Raw genomic sequence first — 23927 nt, forward strand, 5'->3', positions numbered from 1 at the left:
TTGTAATGACAGAGGTAGGCCTTAGAGAGTGTTTATCAATTGATGACATTCAATTCCATTAGTGAAATGAAAGCAAATAGTAAGGAACAGCTATGCTTGCCAATATTAAAAAAACAGCACTAGCAACAGCAATTATTGCCACTGCTACTACAGGTTTCGCATCAGTAGCAACAGCAGCTGAACGTAGTGAGCTGACTATCCACCCTAAAGAGTTTACAACTTTTGTTCGTAACTTTAACCCGTTCTTGGGTGCAACTAACCTGCACACAACAACAGACTTCATCTACGAGCCATTAGTAGTTTTCAACGAAATGCATGGTAACACGCCTGTATTCCGTCTAGCAGAAAACTTCAAAATGGCCGATGACCTAATGAGCGTAACTTTCGATATTCGTAAAGGCGTGAAGTGGTCTGACGGTAAAGCATTTACTGCTGACGATGTTGTTTACTCATTCAACCTAGTAAAAGAAAAACCTGAACTAGACCAATCTGGTATCAACTCTTGGGTTACTGGCGTTGAAAAAGTTAACGATTACCAAGTGAAGTTCCGTCTAAGTGAGGCGAACTCAAACGTTCCTTACGAAATCGCGAAAGTACCAGTTGTACCGAAGCACGTATGGAGCAAAGTGAAAGATCCATCAACATTCACTAACGAAAACCCTGTAGGTACTGGTCCATTCACAGAGATCGATACTTTCACTCCTCAGCTATACATCCAGTGTGAAAACCCGAACTACTGGGATGCAGCTAACCTAGATGTAGACTGTCTACGTGTTCCTCAAATTGCGAACAACGACCAGTTCCTAGGTAAGATTGTTAACGGCGAAATGGACTGGACGTCTTCATTCGTTCCTGATATCGACCGTACTTACGCTGCAGCAAGCCCTAGCCACCACTACTGGTACCCGCCTTCAGGCACTCAAGCGTTTGTTGTGAACTTCAAGAACCCAGACGCAGCTAAAAATGAAGCACTAACAAACGTTGATTTCCGTCGTGCATTCTCTATGGCACTTGACCGTCAAACTATTATCGATATCGCATTCTATGGCGGCGGTACAGTGAATGACTTCGCATCTGGTCTAGGCTACGCATTCGAAGCATGGTCTGACGAAGCAACACACAACAAGTACAAAGGCTACAACACGTACAATGTTGAAGGTGCTAAGAAGCTTCTATCAAAAGCTGGCTTTAAAGACGTAAACAAAGACGGTTTCGTTGATACTCCATCAGGCAAGTCTTTTGAACTTCTAATTCAATCTCCAAACGGTTGGACAGACTTCAACAACACAGTACAGCTAGCAGTTGAACAACTAGCTGAAGTAGGCATCAAAGCTCGTGCTCGTACACCAGATTTCTCTGTGTACAACCAAGCGATGCTAGAAGGTACTTACGACGTGGCGTACACCAACTACTTCCACGGCGCAGATCCACACTTGTACTGGGATAGCGGCTACAACTCTAAACTGCAATCTGGTGACGGTATGCCTCGCTTCGCGATGCACTTCTACAAGAACGAGAAACTAGATGGTCTACTTAACAGCTTCTACAAAACAGCTGATAAGCAGAAGCAGCTAGAGATTGCTCACGGTATTCAGCAAATCATCGCTCAAGACCAAGTAACTATCCCTGTGATGTCTGGTGCTTACATGTACCAATACAACACAACTCGCTTCACTGGTTGGTGGAACGAAGAAAATCCTAAGGGCCGTCCAAACATTTGGGCTGGTATCCCAGAGCGTCTACTTCACGTACTGGACCTAAAACCGGTTAAATAAGTAGAAGTTCATTCCTCGCGGCACACCTTCCGTGTGCCGCCTATAAAAAATCCCCTCGTGACCAAAGCAACATATGGCGCTCGTCGTCAGGGGATTTTTCGCTCTAAATTTCGCTAGGAGCGACCTGAAACCAGAAACAGGGAAAAAATCTGGGTGAGTAAGGTGTGAGTTATGGGTTATTTTTTAAGACGTTTGTCGTTCTATCTTGTCGCGCTCTTGGTTGCAGCGACGTTAAACTTCATTATTCCGCGAGCAATGCCTGGTGACCCAGTTACCATGATGTTCGCTAACGCTTCAGTACAGGTTACGCCAGAAAGAATCGCAGCAATGAAAGAGTTGCTAGGTTTCGTTGATGGTCCTATTTACATTCAATACCTGTCATACATCAAAAACATTCTAAGCTGGGAGCTAGGTACTTCTATTCAGTTTTACCCGCTTTCAGTTAACAGCCTACTAGGTAGTGCATTCGGCTGGTCACTATTTCTTGCTGGTACTGCAGTAGTACTTTCGTTCTCGATTGCTTCTGTACTAGGTATCTTCGCGGCATGGAAGCGTGGCAGCAAATATGATGCTTTCGTTACGCCAGGCACACTGATTGTTCAAGCGATTCCACAAATGGTTATCGCAATGCTAGCGCTATTTACATTCTCAATCGGTCTGAAATGGTTCCCATCAGGTTACGCTTACACTCCAGGTACTATTCCAGATTGGACTAGCTGGGAGTTCCTAAAAGACGTTGGTTACCACGCAATCCTGCCATTATTCTGTGCAACGATTGTTCAGATTGGTGGCTTCCTGGTAAACATGCGTAACAACATGATCAACCTTCTTGCTGAAGATTACATCACAATGGCAAAAGGTAAGGGTCTGAGCGAAAACCGCGTAGTATTCAATTACGCTGCACGTAACGCTCTTCTACCAAGTGTGACAGCACTTTCCATGTCACTAGGTATGGCGATTGGTGGTCAGCTAATTATCGAGATGATCTTCAACTACCCAGGTCTAGGTACCGTTCTTCTAAACGCAATTCACGCACGTGACTACCAAGTACTTCAAGGTCAGCTAATCATCATGACCATGTTCATGCTGTGCTTCAACTTAATGGCAGACATGCTGTACATGATTCTAGATCCTCGCCTACGTAAGGGAGGCAAATAATCATGAAAGATCTATTCAAACTAATTCTGGGCAACCCGTTCGCACGTATTGGCCTAGGTATCGTAACTGTGTTCCTGTTCGTGGCAATTGCCGCACCATTAATTACCAAGCATGCTCCTGACAAACGTACAGGTAATCCACATGAGTACCCGGGCTTTGTTGTGAAGCAGGCGCAGAATAACCCTGATGGTTGGGTCGCGAAAAACCTTGCTGATGACCGTCGCACACTGATCATGTCTAAGAAGGCTGACCATGTTATGGGTACAACTCGTATGGGTCGTGATGTTTGGTCTCAAGTGGCTTACGGTGCTCGAGTATCACTAGGTGTTGGCTTTGGCGCAGGCATTATTGTGTGTTTCTTAGCAACGGTAATCGGTATCTCAGCTGGCTACTTTGGTGGTCGTGTCGATGACATTTTGAGTGCAGCAATGAACATCATGCTGGTAATTCCTCAGTACCCACTATTGTTCGTACTTGCTGCTTTCATTGGGGAGGCAGGCCCGCTCACCATTGCCTTGATCATCGCTGGTACCTCCTGGGCTTGGGGCGCCCGTGTCGTTCGCTCTCAGACGATGGCACTGCGCGAGAAAGAGTTTGTGAAAGCAGCTGAAGTTCTGGGTGAATCGTCGTTCCGTATTATCTTCGTTGAGATTTTGCCAAACCTTATCCCTATCGTGGGCGCAAGCTTCATCGGTTCGGTAATGCTAGCAATCAACACAGAAGCGGTAATCTCGTTCCTAGGTCTAGGTGATGCAAATACTATCAGCTGGGGCATCATGCTGTACAACGTACAGACTTCGTCTGCAATGCTTATCGGCGCATGGTGGGAAGTACTAGCTCCTTGTATTGCACTGACTCTACTGGTTACAGGTCTTGCTCTACTGAACTTCGCAGTAGATGAAATTGCTAACCCTCAGCTTCGTTCTCACAAAGGCATGAAGCGTTGGAAGAAATTGGCAGCACAAGACAAGAAAGAACGTGAGCCAGAATTGGCACCACAAAATGCACTATGGAGCGGAGATAAATAATCATGACTGCACCACTAATTTCTATCCGTAACCTATGCGTAGACTACATTACAGACGCGGGCGATGTCCGCGCTTGTAACAACGTCAGCTTTGATATTGCACCAGGCGAAGTATTCGGCCTAGCTGGTGAATCAGGCTGTGGTAAATCAACCGTTGCATTCTCGCTAATGCGCCTTCATAAGCCACCAGCGTTTATCACAGGTGGTGAGGTTATCTTCAACGGTGAAGATATCCTCAAATACAGTGATGACCGCATGCAAGCCTTCCGCTGGAGCGAGATGTCGATGGTATTTCAAAGCGCAATGAACGCTTTGAACCCGGTTCTTACTATGGAAGAGCAGTTCTGTGACGTAATCATGCGTCATACCAATATGACTCGTGCTCAAGCGAAAGTTCGCGCTGAAGGTTTATTGGAAATCGTAGATATCCACCCTAGCCGTCTAAACGATTACCCGCACCAGTTCTCTGGTGGTATGCGTCAGCGTCTGGTTATTGCTATTGCTTTGGCTCTGAATCCAAAAATGATCATCATGGATGAACCAACGACGGCACTAGACGTGGTTGTTCAGCGTGAGATTCTGCAGAAGATCTATGCACTTAAAGAAGAGTTCGGCTTCTCCATTTTGTTCATCACCCATGACTTGTCATTGATGGTCGAGTTCTCTGACCGCATCGGCATCATGTACTCGGGTGAACTGATTGAAGTCGCGCCTTCTAAGCAAATTCTGGAAAGTCCTTACCACCCTTACACTAAAGGTTTGGGTAGCTCTTTCCCTCCATTAACTGGTCCTAAAACCAAATTGACTGGTATTCCAGGCAACCCTTTGAACTTACTAGAAGTTCCTCAAGGCTGCCGCTTCCAAGCTCGTTGCGAACGCGTCCACGAAGCTTGTACTCGAGTACCAACTCAGCTGCGTCAAATTGAACCTGGTCGTTTCTCAAACTGCCACTTATACGGCGATCCGATTGCTCAAGCCAAGGTTTAACAACAAAAAATAACGCTAGCTAAGAACAAAATTACACTGGAGAGAATTATGAGCAAACAACTCGGCGAACTGCTGATTGAAGGTAAAAATGTCGTTAAGGACTTCCCTTTAAACAGTAACTCAATCAAGCAGTCTAAGATGCGTGCTATCAACGACGTATCATTCAAAATGTACAAAAGCCGCGGTTTGTCAGTAGTAGGTGAATCTGGTTCAGGTAAATCTACTACCGCAAAAATGATTGCGAAAATGTACGCCCCGACCGATGGCATCATCGAGTACAAAGGTCGTGATATTCAAGATATCACGTCTAAGCACGATTTGATGACTTACCGCGAAGGCGTGCAAATGGTATGGCAAGACCCGTTTGGCTCGCTAAACCCAACACACAACATCTTCCACCATATTGCTCGCCCACTGTTGATCCACAAGAAGGTTTCACCGGGCAACAAGAAGGAACTGGAAGAGCGAGTGTACGACCTACTAGAACAAGTTGGTCTGATTCCGCCAAAAGAGACCGCGCAAAAGTTCCCACACCAACTTTCTGGTGGTCAGCGCCAACGTGTGAACTTGGCTCGTAACATTGCGGTCGGCGCAGAAGTGGTGCTGGCTGACGAACCAACGTCAATGCTCGACGTTTCAATTCGTGCCGGTGTTCTTAACCTGATGGAAGAGATGAAGTTTGAGAAGCAAATGTCTCTGCTTTATATCACTCACGACATCGCAACAGCGCGCTACATCGCTGAAGATCTCGCAGTTATGTACGTGGGCCACATGGTTGAATGGGGTGATACAGAGGAAATCATTCATGATCCTCAACACCCGTACACGCAGCTACTGGTTTCAGCAGTGCCAGATCCATCGAAGTCAATTCACGAGAAACTGAAAGGCAACAAAGGTGAGATCCCACTGTGGACACCAGAATCCGTGGGCTGTCCATTCGCTGGGCGCTGTGTTCATGCCACAGAAAAATGTCGCGAGCGACTGCCTGGTGTGACGCAACTGTCCGATAACCACTTTGTTCGTTGTTACTTATTCGAAGATTAATCATAACGAGGGTCAGGCATCAACCTGACCCCTTTTTCCCTTTATATTTTATTGTTTCCCGGAGAAATTGAATGCTGCTACTGACTAACCATATTGGTTATGAGCGTCTGGGCCCTAAGAAAGCGATCATCCAGACGAGCCGACCACGCCTGTCTTCTTATACGGCTTTGTTGGTTTGTGCCGATAGCCATCAAACCGTTGCAACCTTGACGGTAGAAAAGCAAGGCAAAGTAGCGAACTGGCATCAAGGTCATTTCTACCTTATCGACTTTTCTTCATTTAACACTCCAGGTCACTATTACCTTCGTTTCGATCATTTGCGTTCATCTCACTTTGAGATCGGCGAACATATTCTTTTCGATCGCACACTTTCAGATGTGATCCATTATTTTAAATCTCAGCGCTGCGGAGGCATTTTCGATCAACAAGATCGTCAGGCTCCACTGCTAAATTCCGACGAAACCGCTGATGTTCACGGCGGTTGGTATGATGCATCGGGTGACGTCAGCAAATATCTGAGCCATTTGTCATACGCGAACTATCTGAACCCACAACAAACACCAATGGTGGTGTGGAATATATTGAAAGGTTTGTCTCTGCTTGAAGGCAACGACAAACTGGCTAAATTCACTGCTATTCGCCTTCTCGAAGAAGCACTATTCGGCGCTGATTTCCTTGTTCGTATGCAAAACGAAAAAGGCTTCTTCTATATGACGGTGTTCGACAAGTGGAGTAAAGACACAGCGCAACGCGAGATCTGTGCCTACGAGACCCAGCTCGGTCATAAATTTGATGATTACCAAGCGGGCTACCGACAAGGAGCCGGCGTTAGCATTGCGGCATTAGCCTCAGCAGCACGCCTAGACTTTCACGGTGAGTTCGACCAACAAAAATATCGCAATGCGGCAGAAAATGGTTATTGGCACCTAAAAGAACACAACACCCAATATCTAAACGATGGCCAAGAGAACATCATCGATGAATACTGCGCACTGCTTGCCGCTGTCGAGCTATTCAAAACAACGAAAGAAGCACGCTACCTAGAAGAAAGCCGCTTGTGGGCAAAACGTCTTTCAGCTCGTCAAACAAGTGATGAACACATTCAACACTTCTGGTCAGCCAATCAAGATGGTAGCCGCCCTTATTTCCATGCGGCAGAAGCCGGGCTTCCTGTTATCGCGCTATGTGAGTACTTATCAATTGAAGACGACTCTGAGCTTGCATCACCAGTAAAACAAACCATCAACAGAGCGTGTGAATTTGAAGTCTCTATCACCAACAAAGTAACCAACCCATTTGGCTACCCTCGACAATACGTAAAAGGCGTAGATGAAGCAAAACGTGACGCATTCTTTGTGGCACACAACAATGAATCGGGTTACTGGTGGCAAGGTGAAAATGCCCGCCTGGGTTCACTGGCAACTATGGCTTATGTGGCACAACCTTTCATCGAGTCAGAAACTCTACAGCAGCAGCTTTCAAAACTGGCACAAGACTCTATGAACTGGATTGTTGGCTTAAACCCGTACGACATGTGCATGTTAGACGGTCACGGCCGCAATAACCCTGATTACCTTCCGCAATACGGTTTCTTCAACGCAAAAGGTGGCGTATGTAACGGCATTACTGGCGGCTTTGAAGATGAGGAAGACATTGCATTTAATCCACCAGCACAGAAAGACGACATGCTTCAAAACTGGCGCTGGGGAGAACAATGGATCCCACATGGTGCTTGGTATCTACTCGCCGTAATGAGTCAGGCTCAGCACATCTCAACTTTAGCGAACTCTCAAGCATTCAAGGAACAATAAACATGGGGATGTATTTTGTAGGTATTGATGGCGGTGGCACTTCATGTCGCGCCCGTATCAAAGACGCGCAAGGCAACTTCATTGGCGAAGCAAAAAGTGGTAGTGCCAACATTATGTTGGGGGCAGAAGTCGCAATGGCATCGATTCTTGAATCTATTGCTTCAGCAGCACAGCAAGGCGGCCTAACCCAACAAGACTTTGCCTCTATGCACGTAGGTTTAGCGCTTGCAGGAGCTGAGCATAAAACCTCTTGGCAATCTTTTATGGCTTTAGAACATCCTTTTGCCAGTATGACACTCAATACTGACGCATACGGTGCTTGTATCGGTGCACACAATGGTGAAGATGGCGCGATCATGATTGCAGGAACAGGTTCTTGCGGCATTTTCCTCAAAGGCCTTGAGCAACACGTTGTTGGCGGTCGTGAGTTCCCAATATCCGATCAAGGCGGCGGTGCCGTAATGGGTCTACGCCTAATTCAGCAAGTCTTGCTAGCAGAAGATGGCATCCGTGAAAAAACACCTCTGGCCGCGCACGTTATGGCTCATTTTGAAAATGACGTCGACAACGTGGTGGCATGGTCTAAGCAAGCTCTGCCTCGCGATTACGGTCAGTTCTCTCCAGCAATTTTCCAACATGCAGAACAAGGTGATGCACTGGCGATTGAAATGCTAAAGCAAACCGCAGCGGACATAGAAATATTCTTAGTTGCTTTGAATAAGCGCGGCGCAACTCGTATTTGCTTGATGGGTAGCATTGCTGAGCGAATTCTGCACTGGCTATCTCCACCAGTACAACAATGGGTGGTAGAGCCTCAGTTTGATGCGATTGAAGGGGCAATTATGTTTGCTGGCAAGCCAGAACATAACCTTTACTCGGTGAGTGTTGAGTAGGAGTGAACATGGAATATCGTGTTGATTTAGTGGTCCTTTCTGAGCAAAAACAAAACTGCCGTTTCGGACTCACCTTTCATAACTTGAGCGATCAGGACCTAAACAACTGGAGTCTGACCTTCGCATTTGATCGCTACATACTTCCAGATAGCGTTTCAAATGGTCAACTTACTCAGATTGGTAGCTTTTGCACACTCAAACCTGAGGGTATGGTGTTGGCTGCCAACCATCACTACTACTGTGAATTTAGCATTGGCTCTAACCCATTCCGTTACTACTCGGATGGTTTTAATGAGGCGATAATCGACTTTATGGTAGATGGTCAACCTCAACGTGCTCAAGTCGATGTCACCCCTATCGTTTTAGCTTCACCTTATCGTGAGCGCAGTGACATTCCAGCAAGCTTAACCCACGCTCAGCCGCTGCTACCGAAACCAAATCATATTGAAGTCAATGAAGGCTACTTTACGCTGACTGAGCAATCTGGTGTTGCAACATATACCGATTTGGCTCAGCCAGCTCAAAATTGGTTCATAGACGAACTTCAGCGCATTCATCAGTTCTCAGTAAAAGAATCAAACAGTGGCAATGTAATATTTAAAGGAAACCCGACTTTAGACGAAGGCGTCTACAAGCTAAAGATATCGGAAGAATCAATCAAGATCGAAGCAGGTTCCACTTCCGGTTTTATACACGCGACAGCGACATTGTTGCAGCTAGTTAAGGCGGGGAGAGAAGCATCCACTCTCGATTTTGTCTGCGTCACAATCAAAGACAGCCCTCGCTTTCGTTACCGCGGCATGATGCTAGATTGTGCTCGTCACTTCCATTCTGTAGAGGAAGTGAAACGCCTTATTAACTTATTGGCACACTATAAGTTTAATACTTTTCACTGGCACCTCACTGACGACGAAGGTTGGCGAGTTGAGATTAAATCCTTACCAGAACTAACCAGTATTGGCGCTTGGCGAGGTGTAAATGAAGCGGTTGAACCTCAATATACTCATTTATCTGAGCGTTATGGTGGCTTCTATACCCAAGAAGAAATCAAAGACGTTATTGAGTTTGCAGCGCAACGTAGCATCACGATTATTCCTGAAATTGATGTACCCGGACATTGTCGCGCAGCGATCAAATCTCTGCCGCACCTTTTGGTAGAGAAAGAGGACTCAACAGAATATCGTAGTATCCAGCACTACAACGACAATGTCATCAACCCTGCTCTACCGGGAAGCTACGAGTTTATCGACAAAGTTCTTGAGGAAGTAGCCGCTTTATTCCCAGCTCCTTATGTACATATCGGCGCCGACGAAGTACCTAATGGCGTGTGGTCAAAGAGCCCTGCATGCCAAGCGTTAATGGAGCAATTGGGTTACACCGATTACAAAGAGCTGCAAGGCCACTTCCTACGCCACGCCGAAGACAAGCTGCGCAAGTTGGGCAAACGTATGGTGGGTTGGGAAGAAGCCCAGCACGGCAATAAGGTCAGCAAAGACACCGTGATCTACTCATGGTTAAGCGAAGAAGCAGCACTGAACTGCGCTCGCCAGGGCTTTGATGTGGTGCTACAACCAGCACAAACCACTTACTTAGACATGACTCAAGATTACGCACCAGAAGAGCCAGGTGTGGACTGGGCGAACCCGTTGCCACTAGAGAAAGCCTACAACTACGAGCCGTTAGCAGAAGTACCTGAAGACGACCCAATCAGAAAACGCATTTGGGGCATTCAAACCGCTCTATGGTGCGAAATCATCAACAACCAATCGCGCATGGACTACATGATTTTCCCTCGCCTAACGGCCATGGCTGAAGCATGCTGGACTGAAAAACAACACCGCAATTGGACCGACTATTTATCACGTTTGAAAGGACACCTTCCTCTGCTCGATTTGCAGGGAGTGAATTACCGTAAACCGTGGAAGTAATAACAAGCCAGATGCAACCGCATCACGCTTAAAGAGTTTTTAAATTTTTGGCTGCAGACGCAGCTTAGTAAAAAGGAAATACACAAATGAAATACGGCTATTTCGATAACGAGAATCGCGAATACGTCATCACTCGCCCTGACGTACCAGCACCATGGACAAACTACCTAGGTACTGAGAAGTTCTGTACGGTTATCTCGCACAACGCGGGTGGCTACTCGTTCTACAACTCTCCAGAATACAACCGTGTTACTAAATTCCGTCCTAACGCGACATTCGATCGCCCAGGACACTACGTTTACCTACGTGATGATGAGACAGGGGATTACTGGTCAATCTCTTGGCAACCAGTTGCAAAAAGCCTAGACGAAGCAAGCTACGAAGTCCGCCATGGCCTGTCTTACTCTAAGTTCAAATGTGAATACAGCGGCATTACCGCAACGAAAACACTGTTCGTGCCAAAAGGCGAAGACGCTGAAATCTGGGATGTAGTAATTAAAAACACTTCAGATAAACCACGTACGATCAGCGCATTCTCATTTGTTGAGTTCTCATTCAGCCACATTCAGTCTGATAACCAGAACCATCAGATGTCTCTGTATTCTGCGGGTACGTCATACAACGAAGGCGTGATTGAGTACGACCTGTACTACAACACCAACGATTTCGAAGGTTTCTACTACCTAGCTTCAACGTTTGACCCAGATTCATACGACGGCCAACGTGACAGCTTCCTCGGTCTATACCGTGACGAAGCAAACCCGTTAGCGGTAGAACAAGGTAAGTGTTTCAACACTGCACAGACTTGTTACAACCACTGTGGTTCTCTGCATAAGCAATTCACTATTCAACCAGGTGAGGAAGTGCGTTTTGCTTACATTCTAGGTATCGGTAAAGGCAATGGTGACCGTCTACGTGCTAAGTACCAAGACCTTGCAGAAGTAGATAATGCGTTTGCGGGTATCAAAGCACACTGGGATGAGCGTTGTGGCAAGTTCCAAGTGAAATCGCCAAACGAAGGTCTAGACACCATGATCAACGCTTGGACACTATACCAAGCAGAAACTTGTGTGGTGTGGTCTCGTTTTGCTTCGTTCATCGAGGTGGGAGGTCGTACTGGTCTTGGTTACCGCGATACAGCGCAAGATGCAATCTCAGTTCCTCACGCTAACCCAACAATGACGCGCAAACGTATCGTTGACCTACTGCGCGGCCAAGTGAAAGCGGGTTACGGTCTACACCTATTCGATCCAGATTGGTTCGATCCAGAGAAAGCTGACGTTAAACCATCGAAATCTCCAACAGTAGTTCCAACACCTTCTGATGAAGACAAGATCCACGGCATCGAAGACACATGTTCTGATGATCACCTATGGCTAGTTCCAACCATCTGTAAGTACGTGATGGAAACGGGTGAGCACAGTTTCTTTGACGAAGTGATCCCTTACGCAGATGGCGGCGATGCAAGCGTTTATGACCACATGAAAGCAGCGCTAGACTTCTCTGCGGAGTACGTAGGTCAAACCGGTATCTGTAAAGGTCTACGCGCAGACTGGAACGACTGTCTAAATCTAGGTGGTGGCGAATCTTCAATGGTGTCGTTCCTACACTTCTGGGCACTGCAAGAGTTCATCGACCTAGCGAAATACCTAGGGAAAGAAGCCGACGTAGAGAAATACACGGAAATGGCAGCAAACGTTCGTGAAGCATGTGAAACACATCTTTGGGACGACGAAGGCGGCTGGTACATCCGTGGTCTGACGAAGAATGGCGACAAGATCGGTACAGCGCAACAAGCAGAAGGCCGAGTGCACCTAGAGTCAAACACGCTAGCGGTACTTTCTGGTGCGGTATCTCAAGAGCGTGGTGAGAAAGCGATGGACGCAGTCGATGAGAACCTGTTCTCTGAATACGGCCTGCACCTAAACTCACCATCATTCGCAACACCAAACGATGACATCGGTTTCGTAACTCGCGTTTACCAAGGCGTAAAAGAGAACGGCGCTATCTTCTCACATCCAAACCCATGGGCTTGGGTAGCAGAAGCAAAATTGGGTCGTGGTGACCGTGCAATGAAATTCTACGATGCACTAAACCCATACAACCAAAACGATATCATCGAAAAACGTATTGCAGAACCATACTCATACGTGCAGTTCATCATGGGTCGTGACCACCAAGACCACGGTCGTGCAAACCACCCGTGGTTAACAGGTACATCTGGCTGGGCTTACTTCGCTGTTACCAACTTTATCCTTGGTGTGCGTACAGGCTTTGATGGTCTGACTATCGATCCATGTATCCCAACTAACTGGCCTGGTTTCGAAGTGACTCGTCAATGGCTAGGTGCAACGTACAACATCAAAGTGGTTAACCCAGACTCAGTAAGCAAAGGCGTTAAGTCGATTACCGTGAACGGTGAAGCAGTAAATGGTGCATCTGTACCAGTTCAAGCGGAAGGTTCAGTAAACGAAGTTATCGTTACTCTAGGTTAATCGTCTTTTAGGGGAGAGCTTCTCCCCTTTTGATTTATCCGATGCACTTGAGTTTGATGAGTACATCGGTTCGCTAGCAAAGATTTAAGAAGCGGTGGGATGCCGCTCTTATCGAGGATCGAATCATGATCAAATTTGGTACAGGCGGCTGGCGTGCATTTATTGGTGAGGAGTTCACCAAAGATAATGTACGTTTGGTGGCTCAAGCAGTAGCAAACATTACCAACAACGAATCCGCAGCTGATCGCGGCTTTGTGATTGGCTATGACCGTCGTTTTCTTTCTGATAAAGCAGGTCGTTGGTTTGCTGAAGTATTGGCAGCAAACGGTATTGCGGTTAGCTTTATCGACAAGTTTGTCCCTACACCTATCGTGATGTTCAAAGCGAAGGAAATGGGCTGTGCTTACTCTGCATGTATTACCGCATCGCACAACCCAGCCGATTACAACGGCATTAAAGTCTTCATTGAAGGTGGTCGTGACGCAGATGAAATCATCACCCAAAAGATCGAATCACAAATCTCAACCCTAACAGTGAATGACGTGAGAAGCGTCGATTTTGAGCAAGCGGTTGAAGACAAGCTAATTGAAATCATTAACCCAATGAACGAGTTTGTTGACTCGATCATCGACTTTATCGACATCGAAGCGATCAAGAAAGCGAATCTACGCGTGTTGATCGACCCTATGTTTGGTGTTGCGAAAAACGCGCTACAAACCGTGCTGATCAACGGCCGTTGTGAAGTCGACGTGATTAACGACGGCAAAAACCCAGATTTCGGTGGCTTAATGCCATCACCAAGTGCTGCAACCCTTTACCGCTTGATGCACCTAGTGGAACAAGAAGGCTATGACATCGGTATCGGTACCGATGGCGACGCAGACCGTCTTGGTATTATCGACGAGAAAGGTCACTTCATTCATCCAAATGAAGTGCTACTGCTGCTTTACTACTACCTACTTGAATACAAAGGCTGGACAGGCTCAGTGGTACGTAACATCGCAACCACGCACCTTTTAGATAAAGTTGCAGAAGATCACGGCGAGAAATGCTTTGAGGTTCCAGTGGGCTTTAAGCACATCAGCTCTCAAATGGAAGCTGACGATTCATTGATTGGTGGTGAGAGCTCTGGCGGCCTAACTATTCGCGGTCATATCAAAGGCAAAGACGGCGTATTCGCATCCAGCCTATTGGTAGAAATGATTTCAGTAACCGGCAAAAAACTGTCTGAGTTGCTGGATGAAATCTACGGCAAGTATGGCTATGCCTACATGGCGGAAGGCGATTGCAAATTCAAACCGGCGCAAAAAGAAGTACTGTTCAGCAAGATTTATGTTGAAAAGCAGTTGCCTGAGTTTGAGTTTGAAATCGAAAAAGTCAGCTACGAAGATGGTGCGAAAGTGTACTTCAAGAACGGCGGTTGGATCATCGCTCGCTTCTCAGGTACCGAACCATTACTACGAATTTTTGCAGAGATGCAAGATAAAGACACTGCAGAACGTGTTCTTCAACAGTTTAAGGACTTTCTGTCCTTATAGCTAAATTGTGTGCCCGCTTCGTGCACACGACCTATAGGTGAAGAACACTTGCCCGGCGACATACCCGCCGGGCCTTTTTCTTTTCGATGATACTACTTAGGCGAAAGCTAACACGCCTTGAGTTTCTACTTTCACCGTAACGCTATCCCCAACATTCAATGCTTCCGCTGAGGTTGCCAACAGTCGGTCACCATTGACATCAATCACGTAGCGGCAGTGGTCACCCATAAAGTGCTGCTCAAGTACTTTGACCGCACTCTCTTCATCAGCAGCAATTTGCACATGTTGAGGGCGAAGCAGTAATGCACATTCTGCATCAACTTGGATTTCTTGCTGAGCATTGGCTTCCACCACACCAAGATGAGTTTCAAATTCACTGTCAGAAATGCGCTTCGCTGCAAGGTAGCTACCACCACCTAAGAAGTCTGCAACAAATTTGCTCGAAGGCTGGTAGTAAAGCTCAGAGGCTGTTCCGTATTGCTCGATTACACCATGGTTCATTACTGCCATCTTATCGGCAAAGGCAAACGCCTCTTCACGACTGTGAGTAACGAAAATTGCGGTAACGCCTTGCTCTTTAAAGATTTTACGGATCTCTCGGATAAGTTCATGGCGAACTTGGGTATCGATATTGGAAAACGGTTCATCCAACAACAGAAGATCAGGTTTGTAAGCCAGTGAGCGGGCAATCGCCACGCGCTGCTGTTGACCACCAGAAAGCTGGTGAGGATAACGATCACCGTAGCCTTTGAGGTGAACTAAGCCGAGCATTTCTTCTACTTTGAGAAGCTTTTGCTGCGCCGTTTCATTTTTCAAGCCAAAAGCGATGTTCTCTGCCACTGTCAGATGCGGGAATAAGGCGTAATCTTGGAAGATCATACCGATATTACGCTGCTCTGGTGGTAACCAGTTTTCACCGTCATCAATAGTGAGACAATTCAAGCTCATTTGACCAGAGCTTAGCGGCAACAAACCAGCAATGGCTTTCAATAGCGTTGTCTTACCGCAACCACTCGCGCCGAGCAGGCACACGATCTGTCCTTGTTCAACTTCTAAAGAAAGTGATTCAAGGACGGTCTGATCGTCATACTGACAAGTTAGGTTTTTAATCGATAGTGCGCAGCTCATCAGTGATTTTGCTCCAGTGAACGGTTAACAACAACAAGCGGGATCAACCCAACTAGGACCAGTAATACTGCTGGTAGAGCAGCAAGTTCCAAATGCTCGTCCGAGGCGAAGTTGTATACATACGTCGCCAAGGTTTCAAAGTTAAATGGACGCAATAATAGTGCAGCATTGAGCTCTTTCATCGACTCAATAAACACCAACAAACCAGCAATCAGTGCACCACGTTTAACCAGAGGGAAGTGCACTCGCCAAAGCATGGTATTAGGCGTACAGCCCATGGTACGGGAAGCCATATCCAGCGACGGAGAGATCTTATTTAAGTTACTTTCGACACTACCAATCGCCACAGCGGAGAAACGCACCACCATCGCAAAAATCAGTGCAAACATGGAGCCAGAAAAAATCAGTCCAGGTCTGCCCCATTCCATCGCTTTAGCAATATCGTTAACACGGTGATCCATAAACAGCACTGCCACCATGACACCAATCGCAAGTACAGTGCCCGGAACCGCGTAGCCCATAGAAGACAGACGCATGAAAGCTAAGCTAGAGCGGCCGCCGTTTACGCGTTGGCTGAAATTCACCGTCAAAGCAATCGCAACACCGATGATGGCAGCCACGACTGACACCACCAAACTGTTCCATGCATATTCACGAAACTCCGGTGTCCAACTTTGTGCAAAGTAAGTAATCGCGTAATCAATTAACTGTAGCAATGGGAAGATGAACGCAATTGCTACCAAACCCCAACACCAAATCAGTGCGCCCCACTTTCGCCAACCTTTTAGCTCATAACGGAAATCTTCATGGCTATTAAACTGGCTTTGGAATAACTTCTGTTTGCGGCGGCTGTAGCGCTCGGCACTCAGTAACAACACCACAATCATCAACATCATGGCTGAGATCTTCGCGGCTGCATTTAAGTTCGAGTAGCCTAGCCAAGTATCGTAAACCGCAGTAGTCAGCGTGTTCACCGCAAAATAGCTGACGGTGCCGAAATCGCCAATGGTTTCCATTGCAACCAGAGACAGGCCAACAGCGATAGAAGGCCTGACAAGCGGCAAAGAAATGCGCCAAAAGCTCTCCCAAGGAGAACATTTCAGTAAGCGTGCACTTTGTAACAAAGAGACGTTCTGTTCCATAAATGCCGCTCGGCAAAGCAAGTAAACGTATGGGTAAAGAACAAGAGAAAGAACGAAAGTGGCACCGCTCAAAGTACGGATATCTGGGAACCAATATTCGCCCGGTCCCCATCCGGTTATATCACGCAAAAAGATCTGAATCGGCCCAGCAAAATCAAACCAATCCGTGAAAATGTAACCAATGATATAACCTGGCATCGCGAGAGGCAGAACTAATGCCCACTGCAGCCACTTCTCAGTTGGCAATTTACACATCGCCATAAACCAAGCACTTGGAATACCGAGAATCAAAGAAAGGAGCATCACACCAGCAGTCAGAACTACGGTGTTATAGATGTAGGTAGGCATGACCGTCGACATCAAGTGTGTGAACAGGTCATCTGTCTCGCCAATGGCGGTATAGAAGATCGCTAAGATCGGCAAAACCAGTAACAGGGTAATCACCCCACTACTGGTTTTCCATAGAGAATGTTTATTCTTCATTGCCTAAATACTGCAAGGCTGTATGAAATACAAATGCGGCTGCAAATACATCTCATATCCTTTAATCAAATGGGGGTATAGTTATACCCCCACATGGAATTAAAGGTCAAATTTCACTTCATCTAGTAGCTTAATTGCCGCTTCGTGGTGAGAAGCAATGTCATCTAGAGAAATCGTATCTGCTTTGAAGTCACCCCAAGATTCCACAAGCTCAGAACGCTTAACACCTTCTTTTACTGGGTACTCGTAGTTTACTTCTGCGTACATTTGTTGCGCTTTGTCACCCGTTAGGAATTCCATTAGCTTCACAGCGTTGTCTTTGTTTGGAGAGAACTTAGCCATCGCCATACCAGAGATGTTTACGTGTGTACCTGTTGTCTCTTGGTTAGGGAAGTTGATGTATACCGCATCAGCCCAAGCTTTTTGCTCTTTGTCGTTAACCATCTTACCTAGGTAGTAGCTGTTACCTAGAGAAACGTCACATAGACCTTCTTTGATTGCTTTAACTTGAGCACGGTCGTTACCTTGAGGCTTACGAGCTAGGTTCGCTTTTACGCCTTCTAGCCATTCTTTTGTCTCAGCTTCACCGTGGTGCGCGATCATAGAAGACACTAGAGATACGTTGTAAGGGTGCTTACCGCTACGCGTACAGATTTTGCCTTTGAATTCTGGCTTCGCTAGATCTGCGTAGTTGAAGTCGTTACCTAGTTTGCCAACACGGTCACGTGAAGAGTAAACGTTACGAGTACGTAGAGTCAGAGCAAACCACTCGTTTTCTTTGTCTTGGTACTGTGCTGGTACGTTTTCTTCGATGATTTTGCTATCTACCTTTTGAACTAGACCTTTGTTAGTCAGCTCCGCTAGACGGCTGATATCTGTAGTAAGGATTACGTCAGCTGGGCTGTATTCGCCTTCTTGAGCCAACTTCTCTGCTAGGCCTTTTTTGGCAAACTTCACGTTTACTTTAATGCCAGTTTCTTTAGTGAACTCGTTGAACATTGGTTCAACTAGGAAAGGTTGACGGTAAGAGTAGACGTTCACTTCTTCAGCAGCCATTGCTGTTGGAGCTAGAGTAGCGCAAGTAATCGCTGAAAGAGTTAGCAGTTTTTTCATTGTTTAATCCTTTACCATGCTAATGATAACGTTTATCAGTTGCGTTATTATATGCATGTTCAGTAGGAAAACAATGATGTGACACTAAAAAACCTGCTCATCAGAGCAGGTTTTTGATAGTTTACTTTGTAACTAATTGTTTCTTTATGTCGACTATTTCACAGTAACAAATTCAGGGTAGGCACCAACACCACAGTCGTGCATATCCATACCTTCAAGCTCTTCTTCTCCCGATACGCGAATGCCGATGGTTGCTTTTAAGATTGCCCATACCACAAGGCTCGCACCGAATACCCAAGCAAAGATAACAGCCGCACCTAGAAGCTGTGCGCCGAACGTTGCATCACCATTACTTAGCGGTACAACCATTAAACCAAAGAAACCACACACACCGTGTACAGAGATAGCACCTACAGGGTCATCAATCTTCACTTTGTCTAGACCGATGATACTGAATACCACTAGCGCACCCGATACTGCACCGATTGCAACTGCGTAAAGTGGTGATGGTGATAGAGGATCTGCCGTGATGGCAACAAGACCAGCCAATGCACCGTTAAGAATCATGGTTAGATCAGCTTTACCCCAAGTAGTTTTACATACGAGTAATGCTGCGATAGCACCTGCTGCCGCTGCTGCGTTTGTATTAAGGAAGATTTGACCTACCGCTGTCGCGTTTTCAAAATCAGATACCATCAACTGAGAACCGCCATTGAAGCCGAACCAACCAAACCAAAGAATGAACGTACCCAATGTAGCTAGAGGCATGTTTGAACCAGGAATTGGGTAGATTTCGCCGTTTTTACCGTATTTACCTTTACGTGCACCCAGTAATAGTACGCCTGCTAATGCTGCTGCTGCACCTGCCATGTGTACGATGCCTGAGCCAGCAAAGTCACTAAAACCTGCTTCTGATAGGAAACCACCGCCCCATGTCCAGTAACCTTCCATTGGGTAGATAAATGCCGTCAGCACTGCTGAGAAGATGAGGAAAGACCAAAGCTTCATACGCTCTGCTACCGCACCAGATACCACTGACATTGCTGTTGCGACGAATACCACTTGGAAGAAGAAATCCGACTCTAACGAGTGATCTGCGCCTTCACCTTGTGTGCCAATTAGTGCACCAAATGATGGTAACCAACCACCTTCGCCATTATCAACGTACATAATGTTGTAGCCGACCAATAGGAACATGGTACAAGCAATCGCGTACAGACAGATGTTTTTGGTTAGAATTTCTGTTGTGTTTTTCGAGCGAACTAAGCCCGCTTCCAGCATGGCAAAGCCAGCTGCCATCCACATAACCAACGCACCAGAAATGAGGAAGAAAAAGGTGTCGAGTGCGTAACGTAATTCAGTTACCGTTGTTGTTAATTCCATGATAGTTCTCCAATCCCTTGAATTCTTAAAGTGCTTCTGCGTCCATTTCACCAGTACGAATACGTACTGCTTGATTTAGGTCGTAGACAAAAATCTTACCGTCACCAATCTTTCCTGTTTGAGCCGCTTTAGTGATGGCCTCTACCACACGATCCACATTGTCTGCATGGGTTGCGATTTCTAGTTTTACTTTTGGTAGGAAGTCGACTTGATACTCGGCGCCACGGTATAGCTCCGTGTGGCCTTTCTGACGACCAAAACCTTTAACCTCTGATACTGTCATCCCTTCAATACCGACATCAGCCAATGCTTCGCGCACATCGTCTAATTTAAAAGGTTTTATAATGGCATTAATGATTTTCATTGAATCTTCTCCGCAGCTTTCATCCTGAAACATTTGTATTAATCCAAGCGGCGTGCCAACTTTTTATCTTGTTGATTTATATAGAGTTAGCAAAATTAACAAACTTATAAACAAAAAGGGCGCACCATATCGGTGCGCCCTTCTCACAAATATAAGGCAACCCTAATTAGACTCCCCAAAACTGTGCGTTAAATGTTCAAAAAGTCTTTCCATTGCTCTATCAGGGTACAAAAGTCTTCAATACCACAACTGGCTGTACTCTCTGCATCGTAGAAGTCAAACTCGCTTTCCATTTCCACTTCATACTCATTGCCCAATGCGTTTTCTTGCACTAGCACCTCGTCACCATGGATCATCAAACTGATCTCTGCACCGGTTAATCTATGCTCTTGAGATGGCGAAGAAAATGCCTGATCAATTAAGGCTTCAACTTGCGCGATTTTCGCTGGGTCTTTACCAATTTCTTCTTGCAACCAACGACCTACAATCTCATGCCCCATGCTGCATTTGACATAGTATTCGCCCATCAATGTGTTGCGGATGAATTCAAATTCCATCGTGATCGCCTTTTCGTATCAATTTGGTGCGGAGTATACAGGGAGATTTGAGATGGGAGAAGCGGGAGACGAGAGCTCTCTCAATGGCTTGTTTAAAAGAGATTCCCGACTGCACTCCTTCGTCGCTTTCGGGAATGACATCGTTGTTACTCTTAGCTATTTAAATCGTCATCCTCAATAGCGAGGCACGAGCGAGTTGGGGATCTCTCAATAGATTCCCGACTGCACTCCTTCGTTGCTTTCGGGAATGGCATCGTTTTTACTCTTAGCTATTTAATCGTCATCCTCAAGAGCGAGGCTCGAGCGAGTTGGGGATCTCGCAATACGTAGCCTAAAAGAGATTTCTCCTCCCTCAGTCTAGGAAACGACATAGTTCTAGTATCTCGTCGCGAAGCATCCCACAAAAAAGCGCCCACCAAATGGTGGGCGCTTAATTAAGTATTAGCAAAGCTCGCTAAAATTATGCAGGCTCTTGGAAGATAACCTCTGCCGCTTTCTTGGTGTACTCATCCATCTTGTGGAAGTTCAAGTAACGGTAAGTATCTGCTGCTGTCGCATCGATTTGCTTCGCGTATTCTAAGTACTCTTCCTTCGTTGGAATCTTACCTAGAATTGCACCAACCGCTGCTAGCTCAGCAGAAGCAAGGTATACATTTGCACCTGTACCTAGACGGTTCGGGAAGTTACGCGTTGAAGTCGACATTACTGTTGCTTTGTCTGCTACACGTGCTTGGTTACCCATACATAGCGAACAACCAGGAGTTTCAATACGAACGCCAGCGCGGCCATAAATACCGTAGTAACCTTCTTCCGTCAGTTGGTCGCGGTCCATCTTGGTTGGTGGCGCTACCCATAGACGAGTATCTAGCTGACCACCGAATTGCTCTAGCAGTTTACCTGCAGCACGGAAGTGACCAATGTTAGTCATACAAGAACCGATGAACACTTCATCAATCTGTGTGCCTTGAACTTCAGACAGAAGACGCGCGTCATCTGGATCGTTTGGTGCACATAGGATTGGCTCGTGAATATCTGCTAGGTCGATTTCAATGATGTGCGCGTATTCCGCGTCTGCATCCGCTTCCATCAACTCTGGGTTAGCCAACCACTCTTCCATCGCAGTAATACGACGCTCGATAGTACGACGGTCGCCGTAACCTTCCGAGATCATCCACTTAAGCATGGTGATGTTTGAGTTTAGGTATTCTTCAATAGACTCTTGAGACAGCTTCACTGTACAACCTGCCGCTGAACGCTCTGCTGACGCATCCGATAGTTCGAAGGCCTGCTCAACCGTTAGGTGCTCAACACCTTCGATCTCTAGTACGCGACCAGAGAACTCGTTGATCTTACCCGCTTTCTCAACCGTCAATAAACCTTGTTGGATTGCGTAGTAAGGAATTGCATGTACAAGGTCACGTAACGTAATACCCGGCTGCATTTCACCTTTAAAACGCACCAAAATTGACTCTGGCATATCCAGTGGCATTACACCTGTCGCCGCAGCGAACGCAACCAGACCTGAGCCTGCAGGGAATGAAATACCTAGAGGGAAACGAGTATGTGAGTCACCACCTGTACCTACAGTATCAGGCAGAAGCATACGGTTTAGCCATGAGTGGATTACACCATCACCCGGACGAAGTGATACACCACCACGGTTCATGATGAAGTCAGGTAGTGTGTGGTGCGTGTTTACATCGACTGGTTTTGGATACGCAGACGTGTGACAGAATGACTGCATCACAAGATCAGCGGAGAAGCCCAGACACGCAAGGTCTTTTAGCTCATCACGAGTCATAGGACCGGTTGTATCCTGAGAACCAACTGTGGTCATCTTAGGCTCACAGTATTGACCTGCACGTACACCTTCAACGCCACATGCTTTACCCACCATCTTCTGAGCTAGTGTATAGCCTTTGTCAGATTCAGAAGGGTCAACTGGCTTAGCAAACAGGTCTGTTTCTTCTAGGCCCAGTGATGCACGAGCACGGCTTGTTAGACCACGACCGATAATCAGTGGAATACGACCACCAGCACGAACTTCATCAAGCAGTACTTTGCTCAGTTCAAAGCTAGAGATCTCTTCACCGTTTTTACGCACAACGCCTTCGTATGGGAAGATATCAATTACATCACCCATGTTCATGTTCTGTACGTCTAGTTCGATTGGGAGTGCGCCAGAGTCTTCCATTGTGTTGTAGAAAATTGGAGCGATCTTACCACCTAGACAAATACCACCGGTGCGCTTGTTTGGTACGTATGGGATATCTTCACCCATAAACCAAAGCACTGAGTTAGTCGCTGACTTACGAGAAGAGCCGGTACCAACAACATCGCCCACGTAGGCCAGTGGGATACCGTCTTTTTGCAGTTCTTCAATTTGATTGATAGGACCAACGCTGCCTGGTTGATCTGGCACGATGCCATCACGTTCCATCTTCAGCATCGCTTTCGCGTGTACTGGGATATCAGGACGAGACCAAGCATCTGGTGCTGGAGACAAGTCATCGGTGTTGGTTTCACCAGTAACTTTAAATACTTTAACAGTAATCTGTTCCGCGACTTTCTTCTTCGATGTGAACCATTCTGCGTCCGCCCATGATTGCAGGACTTGCTGTGCGAATGCATTACCAGCTTTGGCTTTCTCTTCTACATCATAGAAAGCATCGAACATCAGTAGGGTATGAGACAACGCTTTAACTGAGATTGGCGCTAGTAGGTCATCGTCTAGGAATTCAACTAGAGGAGCGATGTTGTAACCGCCTTGCATCGTACCTAGTAGCTCAGCAGCTTTTTCACGGCTTACTAATGGTGATTCCACTTCACCTTTTGCTACCGCCGTTAGGAAACCTGCTTTTACATATGCAGCTTCATCCACACCCGGTGGGATACGGTTCTCTAGTAGGTCAAGAATAAATGCTTCTTCACCTTGTGGGGGATTTTTCAGAAGTTCAACAAGTCCAGCAACTTGTTCAGCGTCTAGCGGTTTAGGAACAACTCCTTCGGCAGCACGCTCTTCGACGTGTTTACGGTAGGCTTCAAGCACGACTTTTTTCCTCTCATTGCGGTTCCTCCTTTTTAATTACTATTTTTCAAAG

At 46.4% G+C, this 23927-nt stretch carries 17 protein-coding genes; 10 read left to right on the plus strand and 7 right to left on the minus strand.

Annotation, left to right across the window (positions count from 1 at the left end; all coding sequences use genetic code 11):
* Positions 1-92: 92 nt before the first annotated feature.
* From KIV41_RS10680 to KIV41_RS10725, 10 genes are all read left to right on the plus strand, one after another.
* Entirely contained in the window at positions 93-1775 is a 1683-nt protein-coding gene (locus KIV41_RS10680; RefSeq protein ID WP_010450110.1) for an ABC transporter substrate-binding protein, read from the plus strand.
* 171 nt (positions 1776-1946) lie between these two features.
* On the plus strand, positions 1947-2933 hold the full coding sequence (locus KIV41_RS10685; RefSeq protein ID WP_038884262.1) for an ABC transporter permease: 987 nt from the start codon (positions 1947-1949) through the stop codon (positions 2931-2933).
* Between the two features lie 2 nt (positions 2934-2935).
* Positions 2936-3961 (plus strand): ABC transporter permease, encoded by a 1026-nt coding sequence (locus KIV41_RS10690; RefSeq protein WP_010450114.1) that lies wholly within the window; start codon positions 2936-2938, stop codon positions 3959-3961.
* A gap of 2 nt (positions 3962-3963) precedes the next feature.
* Complete coding sequence (locus KIV41_RS10695) at positions 3964-4947, plus strand: ABC transporter ATP-binding protein (protein ID WP_010450116.1); 984 nt, start codon at positions 3964-3966, stop codon at positions 4945-4947.
* Positions 4948-4995: 48 nt separating this feature from the next.
* Positions 4996-5991 carry an ABC transporter ATP-binding protein gene (locus tag KIV41_RS10700; RefSeq protein WP_045393911.1) on the plus strand — a complete coding sequence of 332 codons (996 nt, stop codon included), beginning with the start codon at positions 4996-4998 and terminating at the stop codon, positions 5989-5991.
* Between the two features lie 71 nt (positions 5992-6062).
* Positions 6063-7802, plus strand: coding sequence for a glycoside hydrolase family 9 protein (locus KIV41_RS10705; protein WP_285336354.1), 1740 nt, complete (start codon positions 6063-6065; stop codon positions 7800-7802).
* 2 nt (positions 7803-7804) lie between these two features.
* Positions 7805-8695, plus strand: a complete 891-nt coding sequence (locus tag KIV41_RS10710) for an N-acetylglucosamine kinase (protein WP_285336356.1) — start codon at positions 7805-7807, stop codon at positions 8693-8695.
* An 8-nt stretch (positions 8696-8703) separates the two neighbouring features.
* The gene (locus KIV41_RS10715; RefSeq protein WP_010450123.1) at positions 8704-10623 is read left to right on the plus strand and encodes a beta-N-acetylhexosaminidase; all 1920 of its coding nucleotides are present in this window, start codon (positions 8704-8706) and stop codon (positions 10621-10623) included.
* Between the two features lie 86 nt (positions 10624-10709).
* Entirely contained in the window at positions 10710-13118 is a 2409-nt protein-coding gene (locus KIV41_RS10720) for a GH36-type glycosyl hydrolase domain-containing protein (RefSeq protein ID WP_138955073.1), read from the plus strand.
* A 125-nt stretch (positions 13119-13243) separates the two neighbouring features.
* Complete coding sequence (locus tag KIV41_RS10725) at positions 13244-14656, plus strand: phosphoglucomutase/phosphomannomutase family protein (RefSeq protein ID WP_045393898.1); 1413 nt, start codon at positions 13244-13246, stop codon at positions 14654-14656.
* Positions 14657-14752: 96 nt separating this feature from the next.
* Here KIV41_RS10725 and KIV41_RS10730 read toward each other — a convergent pair whose 3' ends face one another.
* The 7 genes from KIV41_RS10730 to acnB all read right to left on the minus strand — a co-directional run bounded on the left by KIV41_RS10730 (position 14753) and on the right by acnB (position 23875).
* Entirely contained in the window at positions 14753-15784 is a 1032-nt protein-coding gene (locus KIV41_RS10730; protein ID WP_045393895.1) for an ABC transporter ATP-binding protein, read from the minus strand.
* Entirely contained in the window at positions 15784-17409 is a 1626-nt protein-coding gene (locus KIV41_RS10735; protein ID WP_038884268.1) for an iron ABC transporter permease, read from the minus strand. The genes KIV41_RS10730 and KIV41_RS10735 overlap by 1 nt, the downstream gene beginning before the upstream one ends.
* A gap of 99 nt (positions 17410-17508) precedes the next feature.
* The gene (locus KIV41_RS10740) at positions 17509-18522 is read right to left on the minus strand and encodes a Fe(3+) ABC transporter substrate-binding protein (RefSeq protein WP_005446300.1); all 1014 of its coding nucleotides are present in this window, start codon (positions 18520-18522) and stop codon (positions 17509-17511) included.
* A gap of 153 nt (positions 18523-18675) precedes the next feature.
* Complete coding sequence (locus KIV41_RS10745; protein ID WP_010450134.1) at positions 18676-19905, minus strand: ammonium transporter; 1230 nt, start codon at positions 19903-19905, stop codon at positions 18676-18678.
* A gap of 25 nt (positions 19906-19930) precedes the next feature.
* The gene (locus tag KIV41_RS10750; RefSeq protein WP_010450136.1) at positions 19931-20269 is read right to left on the minus strand and encodes a P-II family nitrogen regulator; all 339 of its coding nucleotides are present in this window, start codon (positions 20267-20269) and stop codon (positions 19931-19933) included.
* Positions 20270-20457: 188 nt separating this feature from the next.
* Positions 20458-20826, minus strand: coding sequence for a YacL family protein (locus tag KIV41_RS10755; RefSeq protein WP_045393892.1), 369 nt, complete (start codon positions 20824-20826; stop codon positions 20458-20460).
* Positions 20827-21286: 460 nt separating this feature from the next.
* Positions 21287-23875, minus strand: coding sequence for a bifunctional aconitate hydratase 2/2-methylisocitrate dehydratase (acnB, locus tag KIV41_RS10760; RefSeq protein WP_038885755.1), 2589 nt, complete (start codon positions 23873-23875; stop codon positions 21287-21289).
* Between the last annotated feature and the right edge of the window lie 52 nt (positions 23876-23927).

It is taken from the genome of Vibrio sp. D401a (assembly GCF_030248515.1).
Classification (GTDB): domain Bacteria; phylum Pseudomonadota; class Gammaproteobacteria; order Enterobacterales; family Vibrionaceae; genus Vibrio; species Vibrio rotiferianus.